We start from the raw sequence: 21,824 nt of genomic DNA on the forward strand, positions 1-21,824 counted from the left end.
TTCACCTCCTAATTATTGCTGCTTCTCTTTAGTTCTTCTGCTATAGTTTCAAATTTCATTACTCTAGAAGCTTTTATAAGCACTGTGTCTCCCTCTACAATGTACTTTTTTAAAAGAAACTCCAAAGTTTCTGCATAGGTATCAAAACTAATAAACTTTCCATTTCTATTTGTGACCTGGAATCCCCTTTTAAAATCTTCTGCATATTCTCCAAGGGCTATCAATATATCTATACCATTTTCTCCTGCATACTTTCCTACTTCCTCGTGCATCCTGCAGGATTCATCTCCCAATTCCCCCATAGTACCAAGTACTGCTACTCTCCTTTTTGATTTAAAATTTTTCAAAACATCAATAGCTGCTTTCATTGACTCAGGATTGGCATTATAACTATCATTAATTACATTGAACTTTTTTCCTTTACATATCTCCATTCTCATTGCAGTAGTCTCTATATTTTTTAAGCCTTCTCTTATTTCTCCATAAGTCATATTTAAAATTCTCCCACAAGCAACTGAAAGTAGAGAATTCAATACATTGTACTTTCCAGGTACATTTACCTTAAACCTCTCTTCCATCTTAACATTGTTTTCACATATGTTAAAACTTATAAAATCTTCTTTTACCTCTATATCATAAGCCGATATATCTGAATTCTCTTCTAATCCAACTCTTCTTATGTTAAATCTATCTTCTTTTAAATTGCCTAACATATCATTATCTGAATTTATTACTAAAGTATTATCCTTTGAAAAAAAATCTGTTATTTCAAGTTTTGCTGCAAGTATGTTTTCTCTTGTTCCTAAATTTCCTATATGTGCCCTAAGTACATTGGTTATTACTGCAACATCTGGTCTAGCAGCTTTAGCCATACTATGTATTTCTCCTCTATTATTCATTCCCATTTCAAGCACTGCCACATCATAACTATTATCCAACCTAAATATCATATGTGGAAGTCCTATTTGATTGTTAAGATTGCCTTCTGTTTTAAAGACTTTGAACTTAGCACTTAATACAGATGCTATTAAGTCCTTTGTTGTTGTTTTACCTGCAGAACCTGTAATTCCTACTACTTTTACATTAAGTTTACTTCTATAGAATTCTGCTAAATCAAGCAGTGCCTGATTTCCATCCTTAACTTGAATTACACTAGTACACTCATTTATTTCGCTTTTTTTAAAACATACCTCATCCACAATACATATAGAAGCACCTTTATCACTTGCAACTGCAGCATATTTATTTCCATTAAATCTTTCTCCTTTAAGGGCAATAAATATATCTTTTTCTTCAATTTTTCTAGTATCCGTACTTACATTTCTATATCCACTATATTTCCCAGAAATTATTACTTGTCCAGATACAGCATTTACTATTTCATCAAAACTCATGTATTCCAAATTTTTATTCTCCCCTCTTTTAGGCAGTTATCTTAAAGTTAAAAGTTCAAATATCAGAGTTCAAATAAATGATAACTTTTTAAAGTCTTAGAATATTTTAGCCTAATACTTTCTTATACTAGAAAGTACTCCATCATTATCTGATATTTGTTCTTTGCTATCTGTTATTTATTTTTCAAACTCTATAGGCTTTCTAATTGAAATTTGAACTTATACATAACATATAATAACAAAATTGAAGGCACTTTTAAAAACTTTAGACTTATTAAAGTTTTTAAGGTGATGCAATTTGTCATTATATGCTCTAGTATAAGTTAACTTTCAAACTAGAAACTCTATAATTGTAAATTGATCACTGTGCATTGTCTAAAATTTCAGCTATTATCTCTCTTTCATCAAAATGTATGGTCTTATCTTTTAATATCTGATAATCTTCATGCCCCTTTCCTGCAACCACAATTACATCACCTTTTTGTGCCATATGTATAGCTTCCTTTATAGCTTCTTTCCTATTTTCAACTACCTTGTAATCATCTTTTTCAACACCATTTACTATTTCATCAATTATTGCCCTAGGCTCTTCTCCTCTTGGATTATCTGAAGTTATAACTGCAAAATCAGATAACTCTGTACCTATCTTACCCATTATAGGCCTTTTAGTATTGTCCCTGTCTCCCCCACATCCAAAGACAGCTATAAGTCTTCCTGTAGTAAATTCTCTAGCAGTTTTTAATATGTTCTCCAACCCATCTGGAGTATGGGCATAGTCTACTATAATTTCATATCCAAGGTTATACCCTTTAGTAACTATTTCACATCTTCCAGGTACAGCATTCATAGATTCAAGTCCCTTTTTCACAACTTCTAAACTTATACCTTCGCAAAGGCATGCCCCTATACTTCCAAGAGCATTCATCACATTATATTTACCTGGTATATTTAAATTTATATGCGCTATCTGCCCCCTATATGTTATATTAAAACTAGCTCCTCTGGAATGTATATTTAAATCATTAGCTTTTAAATCAGCTTCATTATTTATAGCATAGGTTATCTTGGTTCCTAATGCATCTTCATATACTTTATCTCCATATTTGTCGTCTATATTTATAACAGAATTAATAGTATTTTTAAATAATATTAATTTAGCCTTATAATAATTTTCAAAGGTCTTGTGAAAATCTAAGTGATCCCTCGTTAGGTTTGTAAATATTGCCTCTGAAAATTTCACTCCGTATGCTCTATCTAGGTACAGTGAATGAGAAGATACTTCCATAACACAATACTGAACTCCTTCATCCACCATCTGTTTAAATAACTTCTGAAGTTCTAAAGATTCAGGAGTAGTCCTATGAGAAGGTATTTTCTTTTCTCCTATATAATTTGCTATAGTACCTACAAGTCCTACTTTATAACCTGCTGTTTCTAGTATGGATTTCATCATAAATGTAGATGTAGTTTTACCGTTAGTTCCTGTTATTCCTATTATTTTCATCTTTTTAGAAGGATTATCATAGTAATTTGATGAAATAATAGCAAGTGCTTTTCTTGTATCCTTTACCTTTATCACAGTACAATCGGGTACATTCTCTACTTCTTCGCTTATTACAATAGCTGCTGCACCATTTTTATAAGCCTTATCTATGTATTTATGTCCATCCGTAACATACCCCTTTATACACACAAAAACATCTCCAGATTTGACTTCTCTGGAGTCATATTGAATTTCTCCTATATTTAAATCATCATTTCCCTTAACAACTTCATATGTAAGTCCGTTCATCACTTTCTTCAATTTCATGGTATACACTCCCTAAATTTAAAATTATCCGATATGTGCATAATCTACACATAGCATTGGCATGCAGACTTAACAAATAATAGTACTGCATGCCTTAAAGTAATTTTCTATCAAATCTTTCACTATTTTATTATAATTTTCTAATCAATTCATGTAAAGAACAAATTAATTATTTTTATCAATGAATCCATGAGATAAATATTTTAAGGTGATGTATCCCCTTTCACTGCAAGATAATTAAGTACATCTTCAAAAACCTGCTTTGCTGTAGGTACTGCAGTTTGACTTGCATAATAAGTGGATGGATCTGGTTCATCTATAGAAATTAAAATTGTTATTTTAGGGTCATTCGAAGGTGCCATACCTGCAAATGAAGAAACATATTTTCCTGTCTGATATCCTCCAGCTCCAGCTTTCTGGGCTGTACCTGTTTTTCCTGCTATGTGATAACCTTCTATAAAAGTGCCTTTTCCACTGCCTTCCGTAACTACCCTTTCTAGGTATGATCTAAGCTTTGCAGTTTTACTACTATCCAAAAGTTTTTTACTATTACCAGCCAGGTCATATTTTTTATCTATAACTTCTTTGCTGCTATTTTCATCATAATGTTCTATTTCTTTCATAACATGAGGAGTAATTAAAGTTCCTCCATTTGCCACTGCATTAAAAGCTCTAAGATACTGAACTGCTGACAATGTATCTGTCTGTCCAAAAGCAATAGTTGCCAAATCCACATCGCTTATATTTTCCGTCTTTTTAACTATTCCTTTAGCTTCTCCTGGTAAATCTACTCCAGTTTTTTGACCAAATCCAAATTTGTGTATGTAATCATTTAATTTTTCTTTTCCTATTTTTTTACCAAGTTCTGCAAAACCTATATTACAGGAATTTTTAATTATGTCTGGAAAGCCTTGTACACCATGTCCAGCAGATACCCAGCAATGTATAACTCTATTGCCTATACTTATACTTCCATTACATGTAAATTTATCACTATCACTAACTGAATTTGTTTCAAGCGCAGTTTGTGCAGTTATAACTTTAAATATGGAACCTGGTTCAAAAGTATCGCTTACTGCTCTATTTCTCCATAAATTTTGAAGTTCTGAGTAAGATTTATTATCTACCCAAGGAGAATTTGGGTTGTAATCAGGTTTATTTGCCATAGCCAGTATTTCTCCATTTTTAGGATTCATAATTGTTATAGAAACTGCTTTTGCATTATAATCTTTTAGTGCCTGCTCTGCAGATTTTTCTGCAAAATGTTGTATCATTTCATCTATGGTAAGTACTATATCCTTTCCATCTACAGGTTTTGTAAATTCTGAAATAGTATATGGAAGTTCTTTACTCTTTCTATCTAATTCTGCAATTCTACGACCTGGAGTGCCTGATAAATCCTTATTATAATAAAGTTCCACTCCTGTAAGTCCAAATCCATCTGAATTAGTATGTCCAATTACCTGTGCTAAAAAATTGTTATTTGGATAATATCTCTTAGTATCTGCCGATACAAGTACTCCATTTAAATTCAAATTTCTAACTTTATCCGCTTCGGCCTTTTCCACTCTTCTTTTGAGATTAGCAGATGCAATAGGAAGGCCTCCTGGAAGAGTTTTTTTCATTATTTTTGACACTTCTTTCTTGTCCATAGAAAGAGCTTCTGCTAACTCTCCTGATATTTTATCTTCCGATATCTTCTTCTCCTCCATAGTGTCTCTTAACGTATTCATATCCAAATCAATTCTGTACACATTAGCACTTACTGCTAATTCATTTCCACTTCTATCTAAAATTCTTCCTCTTTTCGCATCAATTTTGACATCACTTGTCCATTGAGCTATTGCCATGGATTTAAGCTGTGGTGATCTGTATATCATTACATAACACATTCTCCCTACTAGTAAAAAGAAAACCATAAATAGAAAACTAAAAATAATTACCATTCTCTTTCTGATAATTACTCTATCTCTGTATTCCCTTTTAGCCAAAATTATTTACCTCCATATCAATTGCTTCAACTCATTTAATATCCCCCTGTGCATTTCTGATTCATCTGAATTTTCTTCTACTTTAATAACTTTCTTATCTAAATTTGTATATACTGCATTTCCTTTATCTGGTACTTTCATCTGTAATTTATTTATTGCATTATCCTCTATGTATCCCAAATTATTGTATTTTACAAGTTCTACCCTCAAGTTTTCATTTTGTTTGTTAATTTCGCTTATATCATTTTCTATAGAATTTAGCTCCGTCTGTGAATTGTATATTGCACAATATCTATAGACCAGAATAACACCTACAATAAAAACCACACATATGTTTCTAATTACTTTTAGTTTCTTTTTTACCTTTAACGCCCTATTTGGATCCTTAGTTTTAATCTTTTTTTCTTCTGTCTCTTTGTAAGGCTTGTACTCTGGCTGCAGGACAGTATTTCCATTTACCATACTCTCTTTGTTCATTAATATCACTTTATTCACCTCTTTTAAATTTTAGAACTAAATTTTCTCTGCTGTCCTAAGCTTAGAACTTTTACTTCTTGAATTTTTCTCTTTTTCCTCTTTTGTAGGTATTATAGGCTTTTTATTTATTATTTTTACAATAGGTTTTTTGCCGCACACACATAGGGGAAAATCCGGTGGACAAGTACATGGATTTTCTAATTTCTTAAATTTAGTTTTTATAATTCTATCTTCTAAAGAATGAAAAGTTATAATTGATATTCTTCCACCTGTATTCAGTCTTTTTACGCTATCTTCTACTGCTTTGTTCAATATTTTAAGTTCTCCGTTTACTTCTATACGTATAGCTTGAAAAGTTCTTTTTGCAGGATGACCCTCTTTTTGAAACCTTGCAGGTATTGCATTTCTTATTATATCTACAAGCTGTAATGTTGTTTGTATAGGAGCCTTTTCCCTTTCAGCTACTATAAATTTTGCTATTCTCTTTGAAAAGTTCTCCTCTCCATAATCTCTTATAACGTTATAAAGATTTTCCTCACTATAATTGTTAATCACCTCATAAGCAGATAACGAACTATCCCTATTCATTCTCATATCAAGGGGAGCGTCCTTCATATAGCTAAATCCCCTTTCTGATTCATCTAGTTGATAAGAAGAAACTCCAAGATCCATAAGTATACCATCAACTTTATCTATTTTAAGTTCTTCTAAAATTTCATCTATATAATAAAAGTTATTGTGAACATAAGTAATATTTTTAAATTCATTTAGTCTCTCCCTTGTTGCATTTATAGCAGACGTATCCTCATCTATTCCTATTAACCTTCCCTTGTCGGATAACCTCTTTAAGATTTCAAAGGAATGCCCTCCTCCTCCTAAAGTGCAGTCTACATATATTCCATCTTCTTTAATATTTAAACTATTTATAGTCTCGTTAAGTAGTACAGGTACATGTTTAAATTTCATATAATACGTCCTCCAATTTTGCTATGGCATCTGAAAAAAATAACAATTCAAAGATATGACGGATATTTTTTTGAAGATGCTTATATTCCAAGTTCATTCATTTGTTCCGCTATATTGTCAAAATTTATATTTAAATTATTGTATTCTATCCAATTTTCTTTACTCCATATCTCTATTCTGCTAGATACTCCTATGCTTACTATTTCCTTATTTATAGCTGCATATTCTAGGAGTGTCTGGGGTATTAAAATTCTCCCTTGCTTATCAGGTTCCATTTCATTTGCCCCGGAGAAAAAAAATCTTACAAAAACTCTGGCATTTTTATTAGTAAGTGGAAGTTTCTTTAACTTTTCTTCAAGTAAATGCCATTCGCAAAGTGGGAAAGCATAAAGACAACTATCTAAACCTTTAGTCAAAATAAATTTGTTTCCTAATTCTTCTCTAAATTTAGAAGGTATAATTATTCTATTTTTACTATCTAGTGAATGTTCATACTCACCTAAAAACATCATTACACCTCTTACTGCTATTACGCTCCACTTTTAACCACTTTAATCCACCAAATTACTTATTCTATATTAACATAAAATTTCCTCTTTTTTAATAGACTTTTAATATTTTTTTTAAGTCTATTAAATTTATTTTTTCATCAATTTTTTTCATCTCCTTCTACCGACCATCAGAATTAGTTTATATTCACTACATTTATTGAAATAATATGCTCTGTAGAGTATAATTTAGATGAATTTTACGCCAGTTAATTATATTTTAAGAAGGGAATGTACATAGATGAAACTTGGAATTGTGGGTTTGCCAAACGTTGGCAAAAGCACCCTATTTAATGCAATAACAAAGGCAGGTGCAGAATCTGCCAATTATCCATTCTGTACTATAGAACCAAATGTAGGAGTGGTTAGTGTACCAGATAAAAGATTAGATGTACTTGAAAAAATGTACAATTCAAAGAAAAAGGTATATACAGCTATTGAATTTTACGATATAGCAGGACTTGTAAAAGGTGCTAGCAAAGGAGAAGGCCTTGGAAATAAGTTTTTATCTCATATAAGAGAAGTAGAAGCTATAGTACATGTGGTTAGATGTTTTGAAGATGATAATATTGTCCATGTAGATGGCAGTGTGGATCCTATTCGTGATATTGAAACCATAAACTTAGAGCTTATATTTTCAGATTTAGAAGTAATGGACAGAAGAATTGAAAAAGTGTCGAAACTTGCGAAAAGTGGAGATAAAGAATCAAAAGTTGAATATGAAATTATGTTAAAAGTAAAAAAACATCTGGAGGAAGGTAATCCTGTAAGAACTCTAGATCTAAATGAAGATGAAGCCGAACTTGTTAAAAGCTTCTTTTTGCTTACAACTAAACCTGTACTCTATGTAGCCAATATTTCTGAAGATGACTTAACTTCTGGAAATTTGGAAAATGATTTTGTAAAGAAAGTACAAGAATATGCAAAAGTAGAAGGCTCAGAAGTAGTAATAATTTCTGCCAAAATAGAAGAAGAACTTTCTTCTCTAGAAGATGATGAAAGACTCGAGATGCTAAAGGAATATGGTTTAAATGAAGCTGGCCTGGATAAATTGATAAACAGCAGCTATAAGCTGCTTGGTCTTATGAGCTTTTTAACTGCTGGAGAAAAAGAAGTAAGAGCATGGACCATAAAGAAAGGCACTAAAGCTCCGGAAGCTGCAGGCAAAATACACACTGATATACAAAAGGGATTCATACGAGCTGAAATTGTATCCTACGACAAGCTTGTGGAATGCGGCTCCGAGACTTCTGCAAAAGAAAAGGGATGCTATAGATTGGAAGGAAAAGACTACATTATGCAGGATGGAGATGTAGTTAACTTTAGGTTCAATGTTTAGGCAATAAATAATTTCACAGTGCAAAACTTATAATGCATAGTTAATAATTTAGGAACAAAATGTTAAAACATTTTGTTCTTTTTTTATATATTACAATACAAATTTCTAGCAGAGAATAGGAACTTAATACAATTGTGAATTGTGAATTGTGCATCGTGAATCTTACATTATATACTGTTGCCTTGAAGTGACTTAATTAACACATCTATATATTTATGCCTTACATTTTTATCCTTATAATTTAAATTAGAAAATTTTCTTGTTTGGTTATCAGATATTACAGGAAAAATTAAACTAGCAATTCCCTGCAGTGCCATCATAGATAATTTTTCTTCATCTTTAATTCCCGTAACTTCGGATAAAATATCTTTTATCTTAAAGACTCTTTCATCTTCAATAAATTTAATATAATCAAATTTCAAGTCATCCTTATATATAATAAGTTGATTGACAAAATTTCTAAATACATCTGGATACTCAACGCTAGCATCAGAGTAACTCCTAAGGAAATTCCTAAATCTATCTATTGGTGTAATCTGCTTATTTTCGAGAATTTCAAAAGAACTCATAAATTTACTGGTAAGACATTTTAACGCCTCGTTAATTACACCTTCCTTTGAACCAAAATAATAATTAATTGACGCTACATTAACATCAGCTGCCGCTGCTATTTTTCTTATAGTAACATTTTGAAATCCTTCTTTTCCAATAATATAAAGAGTAGAATTCAATATTCGGTCCTTAGCATTTGGAATATCTTTTGAATTATATTTCATTTAATGCCCTCCTAAAATAACTATGTATTATCAAACATTGTTTAAAACATATATCTCTATAATACATAATTTTTAATTTAAGAAGGATAAAAATGAAAAAGCTAATATCAATATTATTAATATGTCCTTTATTACTTATTGGATGCTCTTCTCACAATGGCAGTTTAGATTCGTCTAACAAAAAAAATTCTACTTCATCATCCCAATACATATACCTCTTTGGTGGAAAAATTGCAGCAAATACCTCTTCTAATGTATCTGCTAAAATCAATGCAAAAATATCTCAAATCAAAGTAGATGTAGGAAGCAAGGTTAACTCAGGAGACCCTATTATATACTAAGCCAAAATCCTATAGATTGGAGTGATATAAAAAATCCCCTTCTACTAACAATAGGAATTTTTAATTTAATACTATTTATTATAAACGAGTTATCTGTCCCAGAGCCACTTCTGGACTTAAAATTATTAGCACGACTAGATTTTTCTTTTTCTTTGATTGCTCTGGCACTCATAAACATGTGTTTAATGGGCGAAGTATATGCAATGCCTTTATTTTTTCAAAAAATTGATGGATACACTGCAATGCAAACAGGGTTGCTTTTATTTCCTTCTGCCATTGTTACCGGTGTTATGATGCCTATAAGTGCAAAACTAATAGATAAAGTTAATGAAAAAATAGTAATACTACCAGGATTAATTTTATTACTTTTTTCTTGTTATCAATTAAGCATGCTTACCTCTAATACTTCAAGAGACACTGCGAATTTATTTTTGATACTTCGTGGAGCAGGAATAGGTCTCACTATGATGCCTCTCTCTACTTTTGGAATGAATCTGCTGCCTCAAAAATTAGTGACTGAAGGTTCTACCATCCAAAACACAATAAGACAAATATCTGGCTCTATTTCAATAACAATGATGACTTATTCCCTTAGCAGCCAGGCAGAAATATATTACCATAAGCTTTCAGAACAAATAACTCCTTTTAACAATACAGCTTTAAATCTTTTAAGCCAAATTCAGCAAAGGCTTTCACAGATTGGACTATCTACAGAAGATAAGCAGGTTCAAGCTAAAAGTACCCTTGTAAAACTAGTAAGTCGTCAGGCATATTCAGATGCTTTCGACTATACACTGATGCTGTGTACTTTATTTGTACTCATCGCTTTAATAGCAACTCTATTTATAAAAAATAGGAATCAACTTTCTTCTTCTAATGAGTAAATAAAATCATAAACAGAATTCTTGGCATCAGATGGAATTTTAACTTCATCTGATGCTTATTAACAAGCTTCTTAGTGCTTCAAGAAGTCGTTATCTTTTAGGAATTTTCCTATTGTTCTTTATTTTTATAATACTTTTTTAGCTCCTTCCTAGCTTCATGAATTACATTATCATAATTTTCTCCCATAAGAATTTCCACTGCATCTTTTAAATTAGACATAATGTAAATATGGAAATTACCATCTGCTATTTCTTTTTCCACTTCATTTTTTAATGCTAAACTGCTTGCATTAGACTTTGGAATGAGTACACCCTTCCCTTTTGTAGTATCTAATACTTTACATATTTTAAAGAAGCCCTCTATTTTTTCATTTACTCCTCCTATAGGTTGTATTTCTCCAAACTGATTTATGGAACCTGTTACAGCTATATTTTGTTTTATACTTATTTTCGTAAGTGCAGATATAATACTAACTAACTCTGCTACGGAAGCACTATCTCCATCTACTCTTCCATATATTTGTTCAAAGCTTAAATAAAAATCCACAGGTACTCTATTATAACCACCGCTTAAATTTTTAACATGTCCCTTTAATATATTTATTGCCTTGTTATGAATTTTTCCACTTAAATCACTCTCTTTCTGGATATCTATAATATTTCCATTACCCTTGTAACACGAGCAAGTTATTCTTATGGGCTTTCCAAAATTAAAGTACCCTGTATCGATTATCGACAGGGCATTTACCTGTCCCACCGTTTTACCCTTTACGTCTATAAATATCTGACCTTCTGTGTAAGAATCCACTACCTGACCCTCTATAATTTCTTCTTTATAAGCCGTATTTGTGATATCTTCTTCATTTATAAAATCTCTATGATCCTCACAGACTCTTTTGTCTGAAATTATTAAAATTCTTTCTAGATCATAGTCATCCATAAATAATTTATCTCTATTTTCAGCTTTTCTGGATAAAAATTTTGCTAGCTCCTTTACAGCTCCCTCATCCGCAGGATGCAATTTATTGTTTTTACATATAGAAAGCACTTTATATAAGAAAGCTTTTTTTGCATCCCTATCCATCTGTAAAATAGATTTGGACTCAGCTCTTATTCTAAAAATCTTTTTAAAATCTTCATCATAAGTATAAAGTAAATCATAGGTATGGTAATCTCCTATAAGTATTATTTTTTCATTAAACTCTATAGGTTCTGGTTTTAATCCACTTAACGACAATAACTCTAAATATCCTCTATTATAATTCAAGTCAACTTTACCACTTATAATAGACTTTTTTAAATAGTAATATGCTCCTTTATTACTTAAAAGACTACTAACTCGAAGTACTAATATCCCACCATTTGCCTTTAAAAGTGATCCTGGCCTAATGAGGCTTGGATCAGTAACATAAGTCCCATTTTTATTTTCATATTCTATGCTTCCAAGTAAATTATTTATAGACGGGTCTTCTTCAAACACTATAGGTAATTTGTCGTTATCACTATTATCTACGAGTACATTCACAGAATACCTATATATTATATTCCGTATATTATCTACATCATCTTCATAGTTTATAGAATATATCTCTTTAATTTCACTTTCTATATTGTTACATATATTGCTTAAAAATTCTAAGGCCTTATTATCCTTACTAAATACGTTAAAATATTCTTCCTTTAACTTCTTTGTATCTTTTTTATAATGTTCATCTATAAGGATTTTAATCTTTTCCATTTCATAGGATTCCATATCTTTTAATTTATCTAATATCCTCTCTGCATGAATCTTAAGTGTATTTACTTTGTTCACCATTTGTTCCTTTTTTTCTAAATCTAAAGACTCATACTCTATCTCATTCATCATTTTCCCATTTTCTTTTAAAGGAACAAAACTAAAACCACTTTCCGTAATTTTTAATGAAAAGCCTTCATTTTTAGACATTTCTACAATTTTATTTATTAAATAACTTCGTTTTTTTTGAATGTTTTGCACCAATAATTTTTTTTGTTTGTCCTCGTATCCATTGTAAAATTCATAAGTAGAATTAGCATATATATTTTGTATTTTCTTTAGCATATTTTTTAGCTTTTTACCTTTTCCGGATCTTAAAAACAACACTTTAGGATTTTTAATATCTTTCATAACTATATAGCATATATCCTGAAGTTCTATTTTATCTTTCATAGTTTCATTTATAAATTTCTTAATATTTTTAAGTTTATCTTTTGAAAATTCATCTATAAGATAAACATTATATCCTTGTTTATCTATTGTTAATGCATCTCTCATATTTTCATATACTCTACTATACTCAGGCATATAATTAACATTTCTATTTAAATCATCTCTATCATCTTCGCTAAAGTCAATATCATCCAACTTAAAATCATATATGATTTGGTCTTTAGGTAATTCCCTATAATTCATATTTCATTCTCCTTGTATACTTAGTCTAATATAATAGTATTCTTAAAAAGTTTGTTTAGGAACGAAAATAAAAAAATAAGTATATCAACCTCATATAAAAAACATACTAAAAATTATAGGTATGTTTCAAAAATAAATATACTATGGTATAATATAATCAAATTTTGTCTGTTATTTCTAATAATCGTATAAACAAAATAAAGTAACAAAGGAGTTAGTATATACATGAGTTTTAAGGAGAAAATTGCTCAATATTACACAAAATCTTATTTAAAAAAGTATGGTGACAGGTTAACTCAGGTTCAAGGTACTGTTGTATCTGTCAAAATTAGTAAAAAAACTATATTATGGATATTTAATAAATTAACAGTAACACTTTTAGTAAGACCTGATAGAAGCAGAAACATAGTAAAATGCTCTTATATTAAAAAAAGGTGGTTTAAGAAGCCTGATTTTATATCTATACATCAAGGCAATCTGGTTTTAGTTCAAGGACTCAAAGGAAAAAGAGGAAAAGAGAATAGAGAAAGCGTAGAACTTATAAATATACGAAATATGACCACAAAAAAGGACTTAATTCCTATAGAAGGGAAAATACCTAAAGTTCAAAAAGTTCAAAGATTTAAATAAAAAATTAGAATTGCTTAAAAGCAATTCTAATTTTTTATCCGATGACTACCCACTCTAATACTCCTACTTCTCCAAGTGGAAGTAAAGAGCTACTACGTCCTTGGATAACGATTTCCCCTAAAGGATAACGCCTTCTAAGTGCTGAAGCACTAAGAAGCCTGTTAATAAGCATCAGGTGGAATTAAAACTCCACCTGACGCCAAGAACTCTGTTTATTTAAAGTATAAGTAAAGACTGTTTAAAAATGCGATTATCCCAGAGAAAAACAAAACTATTGCCCACTGTGAAATTCTAAGTGCAGATGTATGAAAAACTCCACGTAAAAATGGCAAGTAAAGTATGCATAAAACCATAGTAATAGATGTAGCAACTGCTGCTAAAAGATAAACATTTGTAAATAAATTTATCTCAAACAGTGAATGATTTTCTGATCTACATTCAAACACATGTATAAGTTGTGACATTATTAGAGTACAAAGTGCTATAGTTCTGGATGTTTTAAGTCCAAAGCCTAGATATAATCCTATTACAAAAGCAAGCACTGTGCACACTCCAATAAGTGCTCCCCTCACAATAATTTTTTCACTTAATCCTCGTGCAAATATACTTTCATTTTTAGCTCTAGGCTTGCCCCTCATTATATCTCCCTGAGCTGGGTCAACTCCAAGAGCTATAGCAGGAAGACCATCAGTAGCTAAATTTACCATTAGTATTTGTATCGGCAAAAGTGGAGTATCTAAATAAAAAATAGAAGTAAGAAACATGGTTAGAACCTCTCCTAAATTGCAAGATAAAAGATATCTTATAAACTTTCTTATATTATCATATATGACTCTTCCTTCCTCTACAGCAGATACTATAGTAGCAAAATTATCGTCAAGTAGTATCATAGAAGAAGCCTCCTTTGTTACATCTGTACCTGCAATTCCCATGCAAATTCCTATATCCGCTTCTTTTACTGCAGGTGCATCATTTACTCCATCTCCAGTCATAGCTACAATATTACCTTTAGCTTTAAAGGCTTTTACTATTCTAAGTTTATGACCTGGATTAACTCTTGCAAATATGGATATATCTTGTATTTTAACTGCAAGCTGTCTATCACTCAGCTTGTCTAATTCCTCTCCAGTTATAACCTCTGATTCATGTTTACATATGTCCAGTTCTTTTCCGATAGCAAAAGCTGTATTCTTGTGATCTCCAGTTATCATAATTGGCCTTATACCTGCTAATTTACATTTTAATACTGCTTCTTTTGCTTCCTTTCTAGGTGGATCTATAATTCCCGCTACACCTATGAATATTAAATTCTCCTCCAAAGACTTACCTGGCACTACTTCTTTGTCTTTGTAGGCACCTGCTATACACCTTAAGGCATCAAAAGACATTTTTTCCACTGCTTTCAGAGCCTTATTTTTATCATTTGAAGTAAAAATTCGTACTTCACTTCCATCTAATATATATTTACACCTTCTTATAACTCTCTCCGGTGCTCCTTTCACATAACCTATCTTTCTTGAACCTTCTTTCATTATAACAGACATCATTTTTCTATCAGAATCAAAAGGTATATCATAAGTTCTCCTGGCCTTTCCTAAAAAGGTTTTTAAAGTTTTAATATCTTTGAAAAAAGCCTTTATAAGTGCTACTTCCGTAGGATCTCCCATAAGCGCTCCTGAAATATCTGCCTTTTTCATATCAAAATTACAATCATTACAATATGTAAAAGCCTTTTTCATAAGAATATTTTCTGGTAAAATATCCTTTCCTATCCTGTGTACTCTTCCATTAAAATAAAGAGCCTTAACAGTCATCCTATTTTCAGTAAGAGTTCCTGTCTTATCACTGCAAATGACTGAAGTACATCCAAGTGTTTCTACTGCAGGTAATTTTCTTATTAATGCATTTCTCTTTAACATTCTAGATACTCCAAGAGCTAGTGCTACTGTTACTATAGCTGCAAGACCTTCTGGAATAGCTGCTACGGCTAAACTAACTCCTACTAAAAACATCTCATATTTGTCTTGACCTCTCCATACTCCAGTCAATGTAACTATAATACATATAGCAATACACATGACTACAAGTACTTTTCCAAGTGAAGCAAGCTTTTCTTTAAGAGGAGACCTTTCCTTTTCAATGTCCTGAAGCATACCTGCTATTTTTCCCATTTCCGTCTTCATACCTGTCTCTACAACTTTTGCTCTTCCCTTACCTTTTACCACTATAGTCCCCATGTATAGTGAATTATTCTTGTCTCCACTATCTTTTTCCACTCCTACAGATTCACCAGTCAAAAGGGATTCGTCTACCATGAAATTTCCAATAGAAAGTAAAATGCAATCTGCTGGAACCTTATCCCCTGTTTCCAGAAGTATCACATCACCTATTACTAGTTCTCCTGAATTTATAACCTTCACTTTTCCATCCCTTATAACCTTTGAAGTAGGGGATGCCATTTCTTTCAATGCTTCTAAAGATTTTTCTGTCTTAAATTCCTGTACAAAACCTAGTATAGAATTCATAATTACAATAATTAGTATAGTTATTGCATCTGCCTTTTCTCCCATAAATCCGGATATAATTGTAGCTACTATAAGTATCCAGGTTATAAAATCATTAAACTGCGAAATAAATATTTTTATAGGAGACACCCTTTTTTTCTTTTTAAGTACATTGGCTCCATATTTTTTAAGCCTTCTCTCTGCCTCAACTTGAGTTAAACCACTTTCTAACTCCCTTTCATTAATCAATCTTATCCCTCCAAGGCATTTATTTTCTCTACGTTAATTAAATATATGCCCCCTTTATATTCTATTATGACAGTTAATTCATTGCTCACTATGTATTTGCATGTTAATTTTAATGATATTTGGATATAATCAATAGAGAGTTTTTATTTGAATTTTAAATTTATACATAAAATATACTGACAAAATTGAAAGCACCTTTAAAAACTTTTCCATAAGTCTTAGCGAGGTATTTTAGAAAATCTTAGAAGTTTAGATATGTTTGAGGTACGAGTTTAGCTAAGCTTCTTAGATTTTCAAAATGCCGAGTGCTAGACTTGTGAAAAGTTTTTATGGTGCTGAAATTTGTCATTACATGACCTGTATAAGTTAATTTTGATTATAACCCTATATATAGATAATTAAGTGATTTTTTGCTATAATATTATGTGTATTGGTAACATTACTTTTGTAAATAGATATATTATTCATATATATACACTTAGGAGGAAAAATTATGAACGATGTTGTATATATTACAGGACATAAGAATCCAGATACAGATTCTATATGTTCTGCAATAGCTTATTCTGAATTTAAAAATAAAATAGGAGTTACAACAATTCCTATACGGTTAGGAGAACTAAATAAAGAAACTCAATTTGTACTTGATTACTTTAAAGTTACCCCACCAAAACTAATGGAAAATGTTAAACCTCAGATTTCTGATTTAGATATTGATAATGTAAATCCTATATCACCTGAAACCTCCATAAAAACAGCTTGGTCAATGATAAGTAAAAATAATGTTAAAACTCTCCCTGTAGTAGATGGAGATGATAAATTAATAGGTGTTGCATCTCAATCCAATATAACTTCCTGTTATATGGACATATGGGATTCTAACGTAATTCAAAAAAGCGGCACTACCCTTGAAAATATACTGGATACATTATCAGCCAAGTGTGCTTATGCTTCCAATGAAAACATCAAATTTACAGGAAAAGTTATAATTGCTGCAATGCAGCCAGAAAGTATCTGTGAATTCATAGAAGAAGGGGACATAGTTATATGTGGTGACAGGGTAGACGCACAGGATATTATACTTGATTCCAAAGCTTCACTTATGATAATAACAGGAAATCATACAGTAAATGATGATATACTGGAAAAAGCAAAAAAAGTTAATTGTTCCATTATAGTTACCCCTTATGACACTTTTACAACTGCTAGGCTAATACCTCAAAGTATTCCTATAGGATATGTGATGAAAAAAGATAACTTAGTTTGCTTCAAGACAAATGACTTAATAGAAGACGTACGAGAAGTTATGCTTCAAACCAGATACAGGAGTTATCCTGTAGTAAACTTAGAAAATAAAGTTATTGGTAGTATGTCTAGATATCATTTAATATCACAAAACAAAAAGAAAGTAATACTTGTAGATCACAATGAAAAATCCCAATCTGTTTTAGGATTGGAGGATGCAGAAATACTTGAAATATTAGACCATCACAAGGTAGGAGATATCCAAACTGGTTCACCTATATATTTTAGGAATGAGCCAGTAGGTTGTACAGCAACTATAGTTGCATCCAAATTTTTTGAAAATGGTATAAGACCATCTCAAAAAGTTGCGGGACTTTTATGTTCTGCTATAATTTCAGATACCCTTTTGTTTAAATCACCTACTTCCACAGATTTAGACAAAATGATACTTAGAAGATTAGCAGCTATAGCTGAAATAGATCCTGAAACCTTCTCTAATGATATGTTTAAAGCAGGTTCTTCTCTTGAAGGAGAAACTCCTGAAGAATTGTTAAATCAAGATTTCAAAGCATTTAATATTTCAGAAGTAAAAGTAGGTGTTGGACAGATCTCAACTATGGATACCGAAGGGTTTAAATCTATTAGAAAAGACATTATAAAGGTTATGGAATCAAAATGTAAAGAAGAAAATTATGGGCTTATAGTTCTTATGGTAACAGATATATTAAAAGGTGGATCTGAATTAATTGCCATAGGTGAAAAACAGGATGTAGTTTCTAAAGCCTTTAACATAACTTTAACTGATAATGGTGCTTATGTTCCTGGTATTCTATCAAGGAAAAAGCAGGTTATACCACCTCTTACTGCTGCCATGTCTTAATACAAATAAAAGGGCTACTGCAATAGCAATTTTTTAAAATTGCTTTGAGTAGTCCATTTTTCTTTTTAATCCTGAATATCCGATATATCTACAGTTCTAATTCTTGTACCACCATAACTGTCATCTACAGTCTCCTGTTCGTCTTCCGTATCTTTTTCTTCTGTTTCTTCTGTATCTTCTTCCTTTCGTTCTGTTTCTTCTTCCAAATCTTCATATTTTTCATCAAAAGGTACATATTCCGTTTTTTCTTCAGAATCATAATATGGATATGTTGGTGCTGGTGTCTGCATATAATTTTTAGGATACATACACCTCATATATGCATTCTTCCTAGCATTTAAAAACATAGGGCACATTCTATAAAAGTCAGGGGAGTACATATTCTGAGGATAGTCCATATCCCCATCATACATATAATCTTCTTCCATATATTCATCTTGGTCCATAAAAGGACATCTATACATAACACTGATCCTCCTGAAAATATTACATCTGTACATTATATGTATGTACCTTGCATATGTTTCATAAAATTATAGAGTTTCTCAGTTGAAAGTTGACTTATATAGATCATATAATAACAAATTTCATCACTATAAAAACTTTTAATAAGTCTAAAGCTTGGTATTTTGAAAACCTAAAGGTACTTAGATAAACTCGTACCTCAGACATATCTAAGTACCTAAGGTTTCCTAAAATACCAAGCTAAGACTTATTTAAAAAAGTTTTTAAACGTGATTTCAATTTTGTTATTATATTTTATGTATAAGTTCAAGTTTCAACTTAAAATACCTCATACAGTGTTACTCTTGAAAATAAATATATATGAAGAAATACTTTATAAAGCTTTTTAACTTAAAAATCAACTTATACGCAGGCATATTTTTACAATAATGAAGCTCTTTTAAATATTTTGTATATAAGGCTAAGCAAAAAATTTTAAAAAATCTAGAACTTTTGAATTGTTTGAGGTACGAGTTTTCAAAAGTTCTCAGCATTTTTTAAAATTTTTTGCTTAGCCTTATCAAAATATTTAACGAGCTGAAGGTTGTAAAAAATATCCGGAGTATAAGTTGACTTTATGATTAGAAACTCTCTATCTCTTCATACTGTTTATGAGTCCCCACATTTCATCTGAAGTAGTAAGCCCTTTTGATGCAAGTTCAAAAGATCTCTGTGCCATTATCATATCTGTCATTTCTCTTCCCAAATCTACATTAGACTGCTCCAGAGAACCTTGGATAATATGTGCTTTGGTATTTATGTTCATTTGCACATTGTTTGCTGGCTGATATAAATTATCTCCTATAGATTTCATGGCATCCTGTCCTACTGCATTATATATGTTTATCTTTCCATAAAGTACACTTTGATTACCAACATTCATGTATATTTGTCCAGTTTTTTCATCTACTTTAAAATTATTATCTTTAAATACCGTCCCTGAATTGAACAAACTACTTCCCTCTGCTGTAAGGTTGACTTCAAGCTTATTTCCATTACTATCAACCAAATTGCCATTTCTGTCTACAGTAAAATTTCCTGCTCTCTCATAAGCTGCCGTTCCATTCCCTAGAGTTACTTTAAAATATCCATCTCCGTCTATAGCCATATCTGTCTTTAGCCCTGTTTGTTGAATTGGACCCTGAGCATTATCTCTAATCCATTCTGTAGCCTTTACCCCTGTACCATTTATCGTATTTGTTCCATTAGAATTAGTAGGATATCCCTTTCTGTTTAAAGTTTCATACACTAGATCATTAAATTCTACATTTTCTTTTTTATATCCTACAGTATCTGAATTTGCTAAATTATTGGATATACTATTTAACTTATCCTGCTGTGCATTCATAGCACTTACACTATTCCATATAGCTCTAAGCATACAAAATCATCCCTTTTATATTAATCATACTTTACCACCTTCATTTATTAGCTTCTCCAAAGTTTCATCTATTGATTGAACTGCTTTCTGATCAGTTTCGAAAGACCTCATAGTAGTCATCAACTGTGACATTGTATTTACTATATTTACATTAGATTTTTCAAGTGACTTCTGCCTTACAACAACATTTGTCTCTGCAGCATTTGTTCCTGTATATAGATTGTCTCCCACTTTTGTCAAAGTATTATAATCATTAAAATCCACAGTATAGAGCTTATAACTTGGGGTTCCATCTATATTTATATTTCCGTGGTCATCTGAGGTCATATTCCCGTTTCCCACATTCATTTCACCCAAAGCACCTGTCCTAGTATTTCTTGCCAAAACACTGTCTCCAGCATCATTTACCAGTACTCCATTTGTATTTACGTGAAAATGTCCATCTCTCGTATAATATTCTTTTCCATCCTGTCCCCTAACAGTAAAAAATCCTCTTCCATCAATAGCAAAATCAGTAGACACACCTGTAGAATCTATTGATCCTTGGGTAAAGCCTGTTTTAACTGAATCAATTCCACTTCCAAGACTTATAGATCCTATTATATTTCTAACACTTCTATTTCCTTCTGTTTTGTCATAATTTTGTAAAAGCATGTCATTAAAGCTTTTCACCCTAAGGTCATCCTGCTTAAATCCTACAGTATTTGCATTTGCCAGGTTATTTGTTATAACATCCTGTTTTGCCTCTTGAGTTATCATCCCAGATACTGCAGAGTAAAAACTTCTAATCATTTGCTTCCTCCTTTATCCATAACTTTCATTTCATCAGGATAATGCATTCCCATTGATCTTGCCTTATCCTCAATTTGACTTTTACTCATTTGATATTGGATCTTAACACCACTCATTATAAAAGTAGTTATTAAAATACCTATGCCTATACCTATAAGTATCTTTCTATCACTAAAAAAATCAAAAAACATTTTTATTTTGTATACAATTCTTTTATTAATAGAACTTCCCCCTTACCAATACCAGTTTTCTCAGAGATATCACTTACAGAAATATTATCTTTCAATAGTCCTCTTATTTCATCAATTTTAATATTATTTGCATCCTCTTCAACAGCCTCATCTAAATTTTCACTTTTTTCTGATTCCTCTTCATTATTGTCTTTGATTTCTTCTTCTACTAATTTTTCCTCTGAACCTTCAAATGCCTCTTCAGATAAAATAACTTCATGAAAATCCTGATTACCCTGTTTTTTTAAATCTTCAATTTCTTTTTGCAGTTCAAGTATAGTTTCTGCAAATTCCTTTCTTATTTTGCCAATTTCCAGTTCACAGTTTCCCATTTCATTTCGCTTTACATTTAATTTGTCTTGAAAAGATTTTTTCTCTTTACGTACTGCATTAAAATTCAATACTACTAAAAGTATTCCTGCTATAATCAATATGATTGGAACCATAAAATT

General features: G+C 31.1%; 19 protein-coding genes and 1 pseudogene. 5 read left to right on the forward strand and 15 right to left on the reverse strand.

Translation table 11 applies throughout. The annotated features are described in order from the left end of the window. Positions 1–8: 8 nt before the first annotated feature. The 6 genes and pseudogenes from CLCOS_RS02195 to mraZ all read right to left on the reverse strand — a co-directional run bounded on the left by CLCOS_RS02195 (position 9) and on the right by mraZ (position 7,147). Positions 9–1,403: a UDP-N-acetylmuramoyl-tripeptide--D-alanyl-D-alanine ligase gene (locus CLCOS_RS02195; protein WP_063602202.1), complete on the reverse strand. Its 1,395-nt coding sequence runs from the start codon at positions 1,401–1,403 to the stop codon at positions 9–11. Between the two features lie 352 nt (positions 1,404–1,755). Beyond that, positions 1,756–3,204, reverse strand: coding sequence for a UDP-N-acetylmuramoyl-L-alanyl-D-glutamate--2,6-diaminopimelate ligase (locus CLCOS_RS02200; RefSeq protein ID WP_063602203.1), 1,449 nt, complete (start codon positions 3,202–3,204; stop codon positions 1,756–1,758). A 215-nt stretch (positions 3,205–3,419) separates the two neighbouring features. After that, positions 3,420–5,195, reverse strand: a pseudogene (locus CLCOS_RS02205) (stage V sporulation protein D); the annotation flags it as partial. A gap of 6 nt (positions 5,196–5,201) precedes the next feature. Continuing rightward, positions 5,202–5,690, reverse strand: a complete 489-nt coding sequence (locus tag CLCOS_RS02210; protein ID WP_242872323.1) for a hypothetical protein — start codon at positions 5,688–5,690, stop codon at positions 5,202–5,204. An 18-nt stretch (positions 5,691–5,708) separates the two neighbouring features. Then, positions 5,709–6,638: a 16S rRNA (cytosine(1402)-N(4))-methyltransferase RsmH gene (gene rsmH / locus CLCOS_RS02215; RefSeq protein ID WP_013237719.1), complete on the reverse strand. Its 930-nt coding sequence runs from the start codon at positions 6,636–6,638 to the stop codon at positions 5,709–5,711. A gap of 80 nt (positions 6,639–6,718) precedes the next feature. Further along, positions 6,719–7,147: a division/cell wall cluster transcriptional repressor MraZ gene (gene mraZ / locus CLCOS_RS02220; RefSeq protein ID WP_013237718.1), complete on the reverse strand. Its 429-nt coding sequence runs from the start codon at positions 7,145–7,147 to the stop codon at positions 6,719–6,721. A 280-nt stretch (positions 7,148–7,427) separates the two neighbouring features. On the opposite strand from mraZ, the gene ychF reads away from it, so the two are divergent. Then, entirely contained in the window at positions 7,428–8,525 is a 1,098-nt protein-coding gene (ychF, locus tag CLCOS_RS02225) for a redox-regulated ATPase YchF (RefSeq protein ID WP_013237717.1), read from the forward strand. 167 nt (positions 8,526–8,692) lie between these two features. Here ychF and CLCOS_RS02230 read toward each other — a convergent pair whose 3' ends face one another. Then, entirely contained in the window at positions 8,693–9,301 is a 609-nt protein-coding gene (locus tag CLCOS_RS02230) for a TetR/AcrR family transcriptional regulator (RefSeq protein ID WP_063602205.1), read from the reverse strand. Between the two features lie 92 nt (positions 9,302–9,393). Here CLCOS_RS02230 and CLCOS_RS02235 point away from each other — a divergent pair, with 92 nt between their 5' ends. Next, positions 9,394–9,642 carry a hypothetical protein gene (locus tag CLCOS_RS02235; protein WP_063602206.1) on the forward strand — a complete coding sequence of 83 codons (249 nt, stop codon included), beginning with the start codon at positions 9,394–9,396 and terminating at the stop codon, positions 9,640–9,642. A gap of 110 nt (positions 9,643–9,752) precedes the next feature. Then, positions 9,753–10,526 (forward strand): MFS transporter, encoded by a 774-nt coding sequence (locus CLCOS_RS02245; RefSeq protein ID WP_343217886.1) that lies wholly within the window; start codon positions 9,753–9,755, stop codon positions 10,524–10,526. 109 nt (positions 10,527–10,635) lie between these two features. On the opposite strand, the gene CLCOS_RS02250 is transcribed toward CLCOS_RS02245, so the two are convergent. After that, positions 10,636–12,957 (reverse strand): AAA family ATPase, encoded by a 2,322-nt coding sequence (locus CLCOS_RS02250; protein ID WP_063602209.1) that lies wholly within the window; start codon positions 12,955–12,957, stop codon positions 10,636–10,638. A 225-nt stretch (positions 12,958–13,182) separates the two neighbouring features. Between CLCOS_RS02250 and CLCOS_RS02255 the strand changes: the two genes are divergently transcribed. Then, a complete protein-coding gene (locus CLCOS_RS02255) occupies positions 13,183–13,587 on the forward strand; it encodes a hypothetical protein (protein WP_063602210.1) in 405 nt (134 codons plus the stop codon). 34 nt (positions 13,588–13,621) lie between these two features. On the opposite strand, the gene CLCOS_RS22635 is transcribed toward CLCOS_RS02255, so the two are convergent. Then, positions 13,622–13,759: a hypothetical protein gene (locus CLCOS_RS22635; RefSeq protein ID WP_192847937.1), complete on the reverse strand. Its 138-nt coding sequence runs from the start codon at positions 13,757–13,759 to the stop codon at positions 13,622–13,624. A 40-nt stretch (positions 13,760–13,799) separates the two neighbouring features. After that, positions 13,800–16,340: a calcium-translocating P-type ATPase, PMCA-type gene (locus tag CLCOS_RS02260; RefSeq protein WP_063602211.1), complete on the reverse strand. Its 2,541-nt coding sequence runs from the start codon at positions 16,338–16,340 to the stop codon at positions 13,800–13,802. A 493-nt stretch (positions 16,341–16,833) separates the two neighbouring features. On the opposite strand from CLCOS_RS02260, the gene CLCOS_RS02265 reads away from it, so the two are divergent. Further along, positions 16,834–18,465 (forward strand): putative manganese-dependent inorganic diphosphatase, encoded by a 1,632-nt coding sequence (locus CLCOS_RS02265; RefSeq protein ID WP_013237712.1) that lies wholly within the window; start codon positions 16,834–16,836, stop codon positions 18,463–18,465. Positions 18,466–18,530: 65 nt separating this feature from the next. On the opposite strand, the gene CLCOS_RS22225 is transcribed toward CLCOS_RS02265, so the two are convergent. From CLCOS_RS22225 to CLCOS_RS02290, 5 genes are all read right to left on the reverse strand, one after another. Next, positions 18,531–18,929 (reverse strand): hypothetical protein, encoded by a 399-nt coding sequence (locus CLCOS_RS22225; protein WP_082853614.1) that lies wholly within the window; start codon positions 18,927–18,929, stop codon positions 18,531–18,533. 632 nt (positions 18,930–19,561) lie between these two features. Beyond that, complete coding sequence (locus tag CLCOS_RS02275; protein WP_013237710.1) at positions 19,562–20,350, reverse strand: flagellar basal-body rod protein FlgG; 789 nt, start codon at positions 20,348–20,350, stop codon at positions 19,562–19,564. Positions 20,351–20,374: 24 nt separating this feature from the next. Next, positions 20,375–21,142 (reverse strand): flagellar basal-body rod protein FlgG, encoded by a 768-nt coding sequence (locus tag CLCOS_RS02280; RefSeq protein WP_013237709.1) that lies wholly within the window; start codon positions 21,140–21,142, stop codon positions 20,375–20,377. Continuing rightward, a complete protein-coding gene (locus CLCOS_RS02285) occupies positions 21,139–21,333 on the reverse strand; it encodes a hypothetical protein (protein ID WP_035788091.1) in 195 nt (64 codons plus the stop codon). Before CLCOS_RS02285 ends, CLCOS_RS02280 begins: the two co-directional genes overlap by 4 nt. Before the next feature lie 2 nt (positions 21,334–21,335). Further along, entirely contained in the window at positions 21,336–21,818 is a 483-nt protein-coding gene (locus tag CLCOS_RS02290; RefSeq protein ID WP_063602213.1) for a hypothetical protein, read from the reverse strand. Positions 21,819–21,824: the final 6 nt, after the last annotated feature.

This window comes from Clostridium coskatii (assembly GCF_001675205.1).
GTDB classification, from domain to species: domain Bacteria; phylum Bacillota; class Clostridia; order Clostridiales; family Clostridiaceae; genus Clostridium_B; species Clostridium_B ljungdahlii.